At 57.8% G+C, this 12,840-nt stretch carries 12 protein-coding genes and 1 tRNA gene; all 13 read right to left on the bottom strand.

The genetic code is table 11. The features are described 5' to 3' along the window. Nucleotides 1-101 precede the first annotated feature (101 nt). The 13 genes from nuoH to pnp all read right to left on the bottom strand — a co-directional run bounded on the left by nuoH (nucleotide 102) and on the right by pnp (nucleotide 12,798). Nucleotides 102-1,181 (bottom strand): NADH-quinone oxidoreductase subunit NuoH, encoded by a 1,080-nt coding sequence (gene nuoH / locus HHJ16_RS08145; protein WP_293642101.1) that lies wholly within the window; start codon nucleotides 1,179-1,181, stop codon nucleotides 102-104. Continuing rightward, nucleotides 1,178-3,331, bottom strand: coding sequence for an NADH-quinone oxidoreductase subunit NuoG (gene nuoG, locus HHJ16_RS08150; protein ID WP_293642102.1), 2,154 nt, complete (start codon nucleotides 3,329-3,331; stop codon nucleotides 1,178-1,180). The genes nuoH and nuoG overlap by 4 nt, the downstream gene beginning before the upstream one ends. A gap of 18 nt (nucleotides 3,332-3,349) precedes the next feature. Then, a complete protein-coding gene (gene nuoF / locus HHJ16_RS08155; protein WP_293642103.1) occupies nucleotides 3,350-4,804 on the bottom strand; it encodes an NADH-quinone oxidoreductase subunit NuoF in 1,455 nt (484 codons plus the stop codon). 2 nt (nucleotides 4,805-4,806) lie between these two features. Beyond that, on the bottom strand, nucleotides 4,807-5,295 hold the full coding sequence (gene nuoE / locus HHJ16_RS08160; protein WP_293642104.1) for an NADH-quinone oxidoreductase subunit NuoE: 489 nt from the start codon (nucleotides 5,293-5,295) through the stop codon (nucleotides 4,807-4,809). Beyond that, the gene (locus HHJ16_RS08165) at nucleotides 5,292-6,545 is read right to left on the bottom strand and encodes an NADH-quinone oxidoreductase subunit D (RefSeq protein ID WP_293642105.1); all 1,254 of its coding nucleotides are present in this window, start codon (nucleotides 6,543-6,545) and stop codon (nucleotides 5,292-5,294) included. Before HHJ16_RS08165 ends, nuoE begins: the two co-directional genes overlap by 4 nt. 21 nt (nucleotides 6,546-6,566) lie before the next feature. After that, nucleotides 6,567-7,178 carry an NADH-quinone oxidoreductase subunit C gene (locus HHJ16_RS08170; RefSeq protein ID WP_293642106.1) on the bottom strand — a complete coding sequence of 204 codons (612 nt, stop codon included), beginning with the start codon at nucleotides 7,176-7,178 and terminating at the stop codon, nucleotides 6,567-6,569. Further along, nucleotides 7,178-7,660, bottom strand: coding sequence for an NADH-quinone oxidoreductase subunit B family protein (locus tag HHJ16_RS08175; RefSeq protein WP_293642107.1), 483 nt, complete (start codon nucleotides 7,658-7,660; stop codon nucleotides 7,178-7,180). The genes HHJ16_RS08170 and HHJ16_RS08175 overlap by 1 nt, the downstream gene beginning before the upstream one ends. Nucleotides 7,661-7,699: 39 nt before the next feature. Continuing rightward, nucleotides 7,700-8,059 (bottom strand): NADH-quinone oxidoreductase subunit A, encoded by a 360-nt coding sequence (locus HHJ16_RS08180; RefSeq protein ID WP_293642108.1) that lies wholly within the window; start codon nucleotides 8,057-8,059, stop codon nucleotides 7,700-7,702. Between the two features lie 111 nt (nucleotides 8,060-8,170). After that, a tRNA-Leu gene (locus HHJ16_RS08185) sits at nucleotides 8,171-8,255 on the bottom strand. Nucleotides 8,256-8,372: 117 nt separating this feature from the next. Next, nucleotides 8,373-8,789, bottom strand: coding sequence for a preprotein translocase subunit SecG (gene secG, locus HHJ16_RS08190; protein WP_293642109.1), 417 nt, complete (start codon nucleotides 8,787-8,789; stop codon nucleotides 8,373-8,375). A gap of 33 nt (nucleotides 8,790-8,822) precedes the next feature. After that, nucleotides 8,823-9,593 (bottom strand): triose-phosphate isomerase, encoded by a 771-nt coding sequence (tpiA, locus tag HHJ16_RS08195; RefSeq protein WP_293642110.1) that lies wholly within the window; start codon nucleotides 9,591-9,593, stop codon nucleotides 8,823-8,825. Nucleotides 9,594-9,617: 24 nt separating this feature from the next. Beyond that, on the bottom strand, nucleotides 9,618-10,604 hold the full coding sequence (locus tag HHJ16_RS08200) for an NAD(P)H-quinone oxidoreductase (RefSeq protein ID WP_293642111.1): 987 nt from the start codon (nucleotides 10,602-10,604) through the stop codon (nucleotides 9,618-9,620). A gap of 76 nt (nucleotides 10,605-10,680) precedes the next feature. Continuing rightward, nucleotides 10,681-12,798 carry a polyribonucleotide nucleotidyltransferase gene (pnp, locus tag HHJ16_RS08205; RefSeq protein ID WP_293642112.1) on the bottom strand — a complete coding sequence of 706 codons (2,118 nt, stop codon included), beginning with the start codon at nucleotides 12,796-12,798 and terminating at the stop codon, nucleotides 10,681-10,683. Nucleotides 12,799-12,840 lie beyond the last annotated feature (42 nt).

Consider the following 12,840-nt stretch of genomic DNA (forward strand, 5'->3'; position numbering starts at 1 on the left):
GTCACAGCAGGGGCCGCGGAACCGGCTTTGCCGGGCCGCAGGCGCAGCGGCCTCCTCGGGGGGCAGCGCATTACACAAAGTGAAAAGCGTGGGGGTCATATTCACTTCCAGATGTTGTAAGAGGTCTGCATCCAGGCCCCGACGACTACCAGCCATACCAGGGTCACAGGGATAAAGATTTTCCAGCCCAGACGCATGATCTGGTCGTAGCGGAACCTTGGGAAAGTCGCACGCACCCACAGGAACATCGTGACCACCACAAACGATTTGATGCCGAGCCATATCCAGCCAGGAATCCAGTTCAGGAGGGCGCTGTCAAACGGCGACAGCCAGCCACCCAGAAAGAGGATCACGCACAGCACCGAGACCAGAATCATGTTGGCGTATTCGGCCAGGAAAAACATCGCAAAAGCCATGCCGGAGTACTCCACCATGTGCCCCGCGACAATTTCCGACTCCCCCTCCACCACGTCGAACGGATGGCGATTCGTCTCGGCCATGCTGGAAATGAAATAGACTAAAAAAATGGGTAACAGAGGCAGCCAGTTCCACGACAGAAACGTCCACCCCGCGCTCGCAGCCATCCCTTTTCCCTGGCTCATGACGATGTCGGTCATATTCAGGCTGGCCGACACCATGAGCACCACCACCAGGCAAAAGCCCATGGCGATTTCATAGCTCACCATTTGGGCGGAAGCACGCATGGCGCCCAGAAATGCATACTTGGAGTTCGATGCCCAACCCGCAATGATGACGCCATACACTTCTAGGGAGGTGATGGCCATCAGGAATAACAGGCCCGCATTGATATTGGCCAGCGCTACCTCTGGCCCAAAAGGCACGACCGCCCAGGCAGCCAGGGCCGGCATGATCGTCATGATGGGCCCCAGCACGAACAAGCCCTTGCTTGCGGCGGTGGGAATGATGATCTCTTTGGTCAGCAGCTTGAGCGCATCAGCGATGGGCTGCAACAGACCCAAAGGACCAACGCGGTTAGGGCCCAGACGGACTTGTATAAAACCAATCGCCTTGCGTTCCCACAGCGTAAGGTAGGCCACACAAGCCAGCAATGGCACCAGCAAACAGACAATCTTGATGAGCGCCCACAAGACAGGCCAGACCGTGGTGGGCCAAATGCCCCCCATCAAACCTTGGCCATACCCGAAAATTGCGTCAATCATGCCTGGACTCCTTCGAGGCCAGCCGCTTGCCGCGCATCCGCCGTCAATTGCAGCGCGGTAGCCCGCCTGACCAGCCCATCCAGCTGGTAGATGCTGGCGACAGCCGGCACCGGGCCGACCGCATTGAACACGGTAAGGTGGACTTCGCTCGCGTTGAGGCGCTGGTCTGAAGCGGTTTGAGCCGCTTGCGCGAAATCAAACACTGGAATTTGCTTGAGCACATCCTGCGAAGACTCAAAATCGAAGCCGGGCAAGCCGAGCAAGTTGGCCAGTACGCGCAAGACTTTCCAGGCTGGGCGCGTCTCGCCCAAAGGTTTGACGACGGCATGAAAGCTCTGCGTCCGCCCCTCGGCGTTCACAAAAGTTCCAGGGGTCTCTGTGAAAGGCGCAATTGGCAGCAACACATCACTAAAGCTCATGTTGGCCTTGAAGGGACTCAGTGTGACGACCATCTGGGCGGAGTTCAGTGAAGCCTTAACTTTGGAGCCAGCGGCGGAGTCGAACTCAGGCTCGTTGTTCAGCAAGAGGACCGCTTTCAGCTTGCCATCCAGCATCTGCCCAGCATGAAGGCCATTGCTCCCGGGCAAGGCACCCGCCAATTGGGCGCCCACGGTATTGGCGGCTTCAGTCAGGTAGCCGACCGTCGCGCCAGTTTGAGCCCCTATCCAGTTCGCCAACGCAAGAAGATTGCTTGCATGAACGTGGTGCGCCGCTGCGTTACCGAGCAAGATGGCTTTTTGCTCACCCCCCTGCAACGACTTGGCAATCGCCTTGGCAACGTCCGTGGCTTGGCCTGCGGCCGGTGCGGTCACGCCCATGTCTGCAGCAATTGCCGTAGCCACATCAGCCAGGGCCTGTGCCCAGACGCCTGGCGCGGCTGTCAAAAAATTGGAGACCGGCATGGCCCAGGCGTCTGCGGAAGTCAGCTCCTTATCAGAGTTGATGGCACTCAGCACACACCCTTTGCGAACAGCCTGGCGAATACGCTGGGCAAAAAGCGGATGATCCTTGCGTAGATTGGATCCGATGACCAGCACGCGCTGCAGTTGCGACAACGATGCGATAGAGGTGCCCAGCCAGTCAACGGTGGCCGACGGCGAAAATTCGGCGTTACGCAGGCGGTAATCGATGTTCTCGCTCCCCAGTCCGCGCATCAGCGAAGCGGCCAGATACAACTCCTCCGAAGTACTGTGAGGACTGACCAACGTACCGATGCTGCCCGTACCATGGTCTGCTTTGATTTGTTTAAGACCATTGGCCACATATTCCAGTGCGGTCTGCCAGTCGACCGTCTTCCACTCGCCGCCCTGCTTGAGCATGGGGCTGGTCAGGCGTTCGTCGCTGTTCAGGGCCTCGTAAGAAAAGCGGTCCCGATCGGCAATCCAACATTCGTTGATCTCTTCGTTCTCGAGCGGAACGACGCGCATCACCTTGTTGCCCTTGACCTGGACGATCAGGTTGGCACCGGTTGAATCATGGGGGCTGACCGACTTGCGACGCGACAGCTCCCAAGTGCGAGCGCTGTAGCGGAAAGGCTTGCTGGTCAAGGCGCCTACCGGGCAAATGTCAATCATATTGCCCGACAGCTCGGAATCTACCGACATGCCGACGAAAGTCTCAATCTCGGCGTACTCACCGCGGTGAGACATGCCCAGCTCCATCACGCCGGCAACTTCCTGTCCAAAACGCACGCAGCGGGTGCAGTGTATGCAACGGCTCATCTCCTCCATGGAGACCAGCGGCCCTACATCCTTGTGAAACACCACGCGCTTTTCTTCTTGATAACGTGACCCACTCGCGCCATAACCCACGGCCAGATCCTGCAACTGACACTCGCCGCCCTGATCACAAATGGGACAGTCCAGCGGGTGATTGATCAGAAGAAACTCCATCACGCCCTTTTGGGCATTGACAGCTTTGTCGTTCTTGGTGCGTACGATCATGCCTTGCGTTACCGGCGTAGCGCACGCTGGCATTGGCTTGGGCGATTTTTCTATGTCCACCAGACACATGCGGCAGTTAGCGGCGATGCTCAGCTTCTTGTGATAGCAAAAATGCGGGATGTAAATACCCGCTTTTTCAGACGCATGCATCACCGTGCTGCCTTCGAGCACTTCCACCTTCTGGCCGTCGAGTTCAATTTCAACCATATGCTTTATTTCCGCCGTTCAAGCCTGCGCTGCGGCGCGACCTGTAGCCTGAGTTGCGCCTTGCGGCGCGACCGCTTGAGATGTGTTTTTCTGGATCAGAGCCTCAAACTCATGCCGGTAGTGCTTGATCATCGCGCGCACCGGCATTGCTGCGGCATCACCCAGCGCGCAAATGGTGCGCCCCTGAATGTTGTCGGCGACAGAGTTGAGCAAGTCCAGATCGCTCTGGCGGCCGTGCCCATTGTGAATGCGGTCCACCATGCGCCACAACCAACCCGTGCCTTCGCGGCAGGGGGTGCATTGTCCGCACGATTCATGCATGTAAAAGTAAGACAGACGCTTGAGTGACTCGACCATGCACCGGGTGTCGTCCATCACGATCACGGCACCGGAGCCCAGCATGGACCCGGCCTTGGCAATCGAGTCGTAATCCATCGTGCACTCCATCATGATGGATGCAGGCAACACGGGGGACGAAGAACCGCCGGGGATCACCGCTTTGAGCGTTCGACCCTCTTTGGCATTTTTCACGCCGCCTGCCAGCTCCAGCAGCTTGGCAAACGGAGTCCCCATGGGCACTTCATAGTTGCCGGGCAGTTCGACGTCGCCAGATACCGAATAAATTTTTGTACCCCCGTTGTTCGGCTTGCCGCATTCAAGGTAGGCCTGGCCGCCGTTGCGGATGAGCCACGGCACGGCTGCGAAGGTTTCTGTGTTGTTGATCGTGGTCGGTTTGCCGTACAAACCAAAACTGGCCGGGAACGGAGGTTTGAAGCGCGGCTGGCCTTTTTTGCCTTCCAGCGATTCCAGCAATGCAGTTTCTTCACCGCAAATGTAGGCGCCAAACCCGTGCGCAGCATGCAACTGGAAGTTGAAGTCACTGCCCAAAATATTGTTGCCGATCAGGCCTGCCGCCCGGGCCTCGTCAAGCGCTTCCTGAAAACGCTCGTAGGTCGTAAAGATCTCACCATGAATGTAGTTGTAGCCAACGCTGATCCCCATCGCGTAGGCGGCAATCGCCATGCCCTCGATCACGCTGTGCGGGTTGTACTGCATGATGTCGCGGTCTTTGCTGGTGCCCGGCTCGCCTTCGTCCGAGTTGCAGACGAGGTACTTCTGGCCCGGAAACTGGCGCGGCATGAAGCTCCACTTCAACCCGGTTGGGAAACCGGCTCCGCCGCGCCCGCGCAACCCGCCAGCCTTAACCTCGGCAATCACCTGGTCAGGCGTCATACCCGGGGCCCCTGTGCTGCCCCTAGGCGGCTTGCCATCCTGCCCAAGAATCTTGCGCAGTGCCTGGTAACCACCGCGCGCCTCGTAATCCGCAAGTCGCCAGTTGCGGCCATCCAGGTCTGCAAGGATTTGCGGATTGATGTGCCGGCCATGAAAACAGGTCTGAACGCCAGTGGCTGCAAATTGCGACAATACGCCTTGCGCTGCTGCGTTGTGATTGGAACTGGATGCAAGCGTCATGATTATTTCGCCTCGGCGGATTTGAGACCATCAATGAGCTGGTCCAATTTTTCATTACTCATGAAGCTGCACATCGTGAAATCATTCACCAGCATCACCGGTGAGTCTGCGCAGGCCCCTAGGCACTCGGACTGCTGCAGTGTAAACAGACCGTCATCGGTGGTTTCACCCATAACGATGCCGAGTTTGTGCTCCAGATGCTGCAGCGCTTTGGCCCCGTCACGCAACTGGCAAGGCAAGTTGGTGCAAACGTTTAACTTGTACTTGCCTACCGGCTGCTGGTTGTACATGTTGTAGAACGTCGTGACTTCGTGCACAGCTATTGGCGCCATACCCAGGTAATCAGCCACCAGTTTTTCGCTTTCGGCACTGACAAAACCTTGCTCCTGCTGCACGATGGTGAGGCAGGCCACAATAGCCGAGGGCTTCTGGTCCACGGGGTATTTCGCGACTTCTTTTGCGAAGCGCGCTTTGGTAACTTCCGAGATCATCGATCAATCTCTCCAAAAACAATGTCCATGGTGCCTATGATCGCCACGGCATCGGCCAGCATGTGACCTCGTGCCATTTCGTCCAGCGCGGCGAGGTGCGCAAAACCGGGCGGACGGATCTTCAGACGATAGGGCTTGTTGGCGCCATCGCTGACGATATAAATACCGAACTCGCCCTTGGGATGCTCCACAGCGGCGTAAGCCTCGCCTTCCGGCACATGAAAACCTTCGGTGAAGAGTTTGAAATGGTGTATCAGCTCTTCCATGTTGGTCTTCATGGATTCACGAGCGGGTGCGGCGACCTTGTAGTTGCTGGTGATCACCGGGCCTGGGTTGACTCGCAGCCAGTCCACGCACTGCTTGATGATGCGGTTGGACTGCCGCATTTCTTCGACACGTACCAGATAGCGGTCGTAGCAGTCGCCGGTCTTGCCTACGGGAATGTCGAAATCCATGCGGTCGAACACCTCGTAGGGCTGCTGCTTGCGCAGGTCCCACGCAACGCCCGAGCCGCGCAGCATCGGGCCGGTCATGCCCAAGCTGAGCGCACGCTCCGGCGACACCACGCCGACGCCCACGGTGCGCTGCTTCCAGATGCGGTTGTCCGTCAGCAGGGTTTCGTACTCGTCTACGTGGCCGGGGAAGCGGCGCGTGAAGTCGTCGATGAAATCGAGCAGTGAACCCTGGCGGTTCTCGTTCATCAGCGCGATCGCCTTGGCGTTCCTGATCTTGCTGACTTTGTATTGCGGCATGGTGTCCGGCAGGTCGCGATAAACGCCGCCGGGACGGAAGTAAGCCGCGTGCATCCGGGCGCCGGACACCGCTTCGTAAATATCAAACAGATCTTCGCGTTCGCGGAAGGTGTAGATCAGGATGGTCGAGCTGCCGCAGTCGTTGCCGTGCGAACCCAGCCACATCAGGTGATTGAGCAGGCGCGTGATCTCGGAGAACATTACGCGGATGTACTGTGCACGCAGTGGCACGTCGACACCCAGCAGCTTCTCGATGGCCAGGCAATAGGCGTGCTCGTTGCACATCATCGATACGTAGTCGAGCCGGTCCATATAAGGCAGCGACTGAATATAGGTCTTGCTCTCGGCCAGCTTCTCGGTGGCGCGGTGCAGCAGGCCGATGTGCGGATCGGCACGTTGCACCACTTCGCCATCCAGTTCCAGCACAAGGCGCAAGACGCCGTGGGCGGCGGGATGCTGCGGTCCGAAATTGAGCGTGTAGTTTTTTATTTCAGCCATGTCGGTCTTTTACGGCCCCCCTTAGTGGAGGCCCCCGTAGTTGTCTTCACGAATCACGCGCGGCGTGATCTCGCGCGGCTCGATCGTCACCGGCTGGTAGATCACGCGTTTCTGCTCGGGGTCGTAACGCATCTCGACATAACCCGTCGTCGGAAAGTCCTTGCGGAAAGGATGACCGATGAAACCGTAGTCGGTCAGGATGCGGCGCAAGTCGTTGTGGCCTTCAAAAACGATGCCGAACAAATCGAAGGCCTCGCGCTCAAACCAGTTGGCCGAGTTCCACACGTCGTTCACGGAGGCCACCAGCGGCAGGTCGTCGTCGTCGCAAAAGACTTTCAGACGCACCCGCTGGTTCAGGCTAACGGACAGGAGATGGGAGACGACACAAAAACGGCGGCCCTCGTAGCGACCTTCGGCGTATTCGGAATAATCGACGCCGCAGAGGTCAATCAGCTGCTCGAACTGGCAGCCTGGGGTGTCGCGCAGAATCAGCGCGGTGGCCAGGTAGTCCGGCGCGGCCACGACAACGATCAGTTCACCGAGCGCAACCGTAACCCGTTTGGCCTTTTCACCCAGGGCCGCGGCAACAATGTCTGCGAGCTGGACCGCAGACGCGGGATGCAATGGCCCCATCAGGCCCTCGCAATCGTGTTGGTGCGGCGAATTTTCTGCTGCAATTGGATAAGGCCGTAGATCAGGGCTTCGGCCGTGGGCGGACAGCCCGGCACATACACATCCACAGGAACGATGCGGTCACAACCACGGACCACCGAATAGCTGTAGTGATAATAGCCGCCCCCATTGGCACAAGAACCCATGGAAATCACCCAGCGCGGTTCAGCCATTTGGTCGTAGACCTTGCGCAAGGCCGGACCCATCTTGTTGCACAGCGTGCCGGCCACGATCATCAAGTCGCTTTGGCGCGGGCTGGCGCGGAACACTTCGGCGCCGAAACGACCAATATCGTAGCGTGCCGCTGCCGAATGCATCATTTCCACCGCACAGCAGGCAAGACCGAAGGTCATGGGCCAGAGCGAGCCCGTCTTGGCCCAATTCGCCACCGAGTCGTAGCTCGTGGTCATGAAGCCTTCGTTGAAAACACCTTCAAGCGACATATCCGTACCTTTTTGGAAAACCCCCCAGGGATCTCTTTCTTATTCCCAGTCCAGCGCACCCTTTTTCCATTCGTAGACAAAGCCCACGACCAGGATGCCCAGAAAAATCATCACCGACCAAAAACCCACCAGACCAATTTCCTTGAGCGAGACCGCCCAAGGAAAAAGAAACGCAATCTCAAGGTCGAAAAGAATAAAAAGAATAGCGACCAGGTAATAGCGCACATCGAATTTCATCCTGGCATCTTCGAATGCTTCAAAACCGCACTCATACGGAGAATTTTTTTCGCTGTCAGGCCGCACCGGGCCCAACAAACGACCTAACAGCTGCGGTACCACGCCGACGCCTACCCCGATCAGAATAAACAAAAAAACAGGAAGGTATTGGTCGAGGTTCATCGTGGATTCAACTTATGGAAACCGTCCGGGGTCTTCGCATTGCCGGTTTGATCCAGTTTGTCGCTGGAACCGGCAGCGCCACCGAAACGCAACTGCCGATACTTATCAATCTGGTGCGGACGGCGAGACTCGAACTCGCACAGCTTTCGCCACTACCCCCTCAAGATAGCGTGTCTACCAATTTCACCACGTCCGCGGTGCTTTAACTGTCGGGACAGCATGAGGAAACCTTGCGGTTTTTAGCTTTCCAGACAGTCTTAGAGTTTACCCTGAAATCCCGTCACTCCGAGTTCGGAGCAAGCGCTTATTCAGGTTATTTCGTAGGGATTTGCCCAACGCCGGACGCAGCGACTGCGGGCGCCACGGGCACTGTGGAGGGGATCTTTCCCGGTGCCGTGGTTCCGGGAATTTGAGCCGCGCCGGATGCGATTGCGGCGGGTGCGGGTGCCGTCACTGCAGCACCTTCCAGAACACTTGAGCCGGTGCGCGGTTGCGCGTGGCCAAAATAAGCCAAGAGCAGGGTGGCGGCAAAAAACACGGTCGCCAGAACGCCGGTGCTGCGGGACAAGAAGTTAGCGCTTCCGCTGGCGCCAAACAAGCTGCCCGAGCTGCCACTGCCAAACGCCGCACCCATGTCGGCGCCTTTGCCGTGCTGCACCAAAATCAGGCCAATCATGGCCAGTGCCGACAACATTTGCACAGCAAGAACAATGGTCAATAAAACATTCATATTTACTCCTAATTTAATAGCACCTTACGCCCGTTAAGCGCAAGCTGCAGCAACAATAGTCAAGAAATCAAGGGCCTTCAGCGAGGCCCCGCCAATCAGGCCCCCGTCAATGTCGGGCTGCGCCAGCAGCGAAGCGGCATTGGCCGCATTCATACTGCCGCCGTACAAGATTTTTATACGTGTGTACTGATCGGTCGCGGCTTTAAGCTGCTCTCGTAGTACCGCATGAACGACTTGAGCTTCTTCGGGCGAGGCTGTCTTGCCGGTACCAATCGCCCATACGGGTTCGTACGCCACCACAATTTCGCTGATGCAATGGCCGTTGGCATGAATCACTGCAGCCAGTTGGCGCCTGACCACTTCCTCCGTACGACCGGCCTCGCGTTCGGCTAGAGTCTCGCCGATACAGACAATGGGCGTGATGCCCGACGCCAACGCGGCCTTGGCCTTGTCCGCCACCAGCGCATCGGTTTCGTAGTGGTACTGGCGGCGCTCGGAATGGCCAACAATGACGTAACGGCAACCCAGGTCCTTGAGCATGGCCGCACTGACCTCTCCGGTATACGCACCAGCGGCTTGCGCCGAGACATCCTGGGCACCCACCTCGATGCCAAAAAGACCGGATTGGGCGGATTTAAGGGTCTGGACCTGTGTCAGATAAGGCGCCGGCACGCACACGGCGACTTCGCAAGAGGCATTGACAGCCAGCCCGGTTGTCAAGCCCTTGGCAAGCGCATGTAACAACGCTTCATTGGCGGCCAGGCTGCCGTTCATCTTCCAGTTTCCTGCAATTAGCTTTTTCATAGTGTTTTTATGTTGGCTCGCAAGTTACCAGGTCAAGACGATTTTTCCGACATGCTGGTTGGACTCCATCAGCGCGTGCGCCTTGGCCGCATCAGCAGCAGCGAAGGTGCTGTGGATTACCGGCTTGATGGCACCGCTGGCAATCAGCGGCCATACTGTTTTCTTCAGCGCCTTTGCAATCGCCGTCTTGAATTCGAGCGAACGGGGCCGCAAGGTCGAGCCGGTAACAGTCAGCCGCTTGCGCAACACCACGCCCGCATTGAACTCGGCCTTGACACCGCCCTGCACCGCAATAATGACCAGACGGCCGTCTTCAGCCAGACACTCAATTTCCCGCGCCACATAACTGCCGGCCACCATGTCCAGAATGACGTTGACGCCTTGGCCATTCGTCAGTTTTTTGACCTCTTCCGCAAAGTCGCTGGCCTTGTAATTGATGGCATGGTCAGCACCCAATGCCAGGCAGGCGGCACACTTGTCGTCAGTGCCAGCTGTCACCAGCACCGTGGCGCCCAACGCCTTGGCCAGCTGGATGGCCGTAACGCCAATGCCGCTGGAACCGCCCTGAATCAGAAGAGTTTCGCCTTTGATCAAGCGCGCCCGCTCAAAGACATTGCTCCAGACCGTAAAGAAAGTTTCTGGCAGGGAAGCCGCTTGCAAATCACTCAAGCCGATTGGTACGGGCAGACACTGCCCGACCGGGGCCACGCACAACTCGGCATAGCCGCCACCGGCCACCAGCGCGCACACGTGGTCACCCATCTTGAAACCTGCCGCTGCCATCGCTGGCGCGTCGCCCCCGACGATGACGCCAGCAACTTCCAAGCCGGGAATGTCGGAGGACCCAGGCGGCACGGGGTAGTTGCCGGTGCGCTGCAGTACGTCAGGCCGGTTCACCCCACTGGCATTCACGCGAATGAGTACCTCACCGGCGCTTGGGGAGGGCGCCGGGCGGACACCCAAACGCAGCACGTCCGGCGCGCCATACGAAGTGATTTCAACGGCTCTCATGGATTTCCAAGTAGTTGGTGCCGCCGACACTATCTTCTCCAATGTCAGCGGCTACAAAGTCAACAGCAGATAACGCTCAACCGTTGTCTTGATTTTGACCAGGACGGTCCAGCAGCGCCTTCATCGACAGCTTGACGCGGCCTTTTTCGTCCGTTTCCAGAACCTTGACCCTGACAATCTGGCCTTCGCTCAGGTAATCCGTGACCTTTTCAACACGCTCATGGGCGATCTGGCTGATGTGCAGCAGACCATCTTTGCCGGGCAGCAGATTGACGAGCGCGCCGAAATCCAAAATCTTGGTGATCGGGCCTTCATAGATCTTGCCAATTTCGACTTCTGCGGTAATCTCGGCAATCCGGCGCTTGGCTTCATCTGCCTTAACGCTGTCGTTGGAGGCAATGGTGATGGTGCCGTCTTCTTCGATGTTGATTTGGGTACCGGTTTCTTCGGTCAGCGCACGGATCACGGCACCGCCTTTGCCGATCACGTCACGGATTTTCTCGGGGTTTATCTTCATCACATACAGACGCGGCGCGAAGTCAGACACTTCCGTCTTCGCTTCGCCCATGGCTTCCTGCATTTTCCCCAGAATGTGCATGCGGGCTTCCTTGGCCTGCGCCAGTGCCACCTGCATGATTTCCTTGGTAATGCCTTGAATCTTGATGTCCATTTGCAGCGCAGTGATACCGAAGGTGGTGCCTGCGACCTTGAAGTCCATGTCACCCAGATGATCTTCGTCACCCAGGATGTCGGTCAGCACCGCGAAGCGGTTTTCTTCCTTGATCAGGCCCATGGCGATACCGGCCACGTGCGCTTTCATGGGCACGCCTGCGTCCATCAAAGCTAGACAGCCGCCGCAAACGGAAGCCATTGAGGACGAGCCGTTCGACTCGGTAATCTCGCTGACCACGCGCATGGTGTACGGAAACTCTTCCTTGCTTGGCAGCACGGCTATCAGCGCGCGCTTGGCCAAGCGACCGTGACCGATTTCACGGCGTTTTGGGCTACCCACGCGGCCGGTTTCGCCAGTGGCAAACGGAGGCATGTTGTAGTGCAGCATGAAGCGGTCTTCATAATCGCCAGACAGTGCGTCAATGCGTTGCGCGTCGCGCTCAGTGCCCAAGGTGGTCACCACCAGCGCCTGGGTTTCACCGCGGGTGAACAGAGCCGAACCGTGGGTCCGGGGCAACACGCTGCTGCGGATTTCAATCGCGCGAACGGTGCGGGTGTCGCGCCCATCGATGCGCGGCTCACCGGCCAAAATCTGGCTGCGGACAATTTTGGCTTCAATGTCAAACAGCAGGCCATCGACCTTGACGCTGTCAAAAGCCACCCCTTCGGCGGCCAGTGCGGATTTGGTCGCGCTGTAGGCTTCCCGGCAGGCTTGCGTACGCGCCTGCTTGCTCCGGATCTGGTAAGCGGCCTGCAATTTAACCGCTGCCAATTCATTAACCTTGGCGATCAGCGGCTCATCTTTCGCCGGCGGCTGCCAGTCCCAGACGGGCTTGCCAGCATCACGAACGAGTTCGTGTATCGCGTTGATGGCAATGTTGCCCTGCTCGTGCCCGAACACCACGGCACCCAGCATGATTTCTTCAGAGAGTTGCTTGGCTTCCGACTCAACCATCAGCACAGCGACTTCGGTGCCCGCCACCACCAGATCCATTTTGGAATCCTTCAGCTGGGTTTTGCCGGGGTTCAATACATACTGACCGTCGATGTAAGCCACGCGCGCTGCGCCAATCGGGCCATTGAAAGGAATGCCGGAAATCGACAGTGCCGCGCTTGACGCGATCAGCGCAGGAATATCGCCTTCGACTTCAGGGTTGAGCGACAGCACGTGAATCACGACCTGGACTTCGTTGAAGAAGCCTTCCGGGAACAACGGACGGATGGGGCGGTCGATCAGGCGGGATGTCAAAGTCTCAAATTCGCTGGGGCGGCCTTCCCGCTTGAAGAAGCTGCCGGGAATGCGACCAGCGGCGTAGGTCTTTTCCAGATAGTCGACCGTCAGCGGAAAAAAATCCTGACCGGGCTTGGCGTCCGTTTTGGCAACCACGGTTGCCAGCACGACGGTGCCATCCATATCAACCAGTACAGCACCGCCAGCCTGACGTGCAATTTCGCCGGTTTCCATGGTGACCTTGTGCTGTCCCCACTGGAAAGACTTGGTGACTTTATTAAAAATACTCATGTTCTTTTCTCCATTAATTTCAGGCACTTGAGGCAGCGCAGG

Source organism: Polaromonas sp. (assembly GCF_012927485.1).
In the GTDB taxonomy this organism is placed as follows: Bacteria; Pseudomonadota; Gammaproteobacteria; order Burkholderiales; family Burkholderiaceae_C; genus Polaromonas.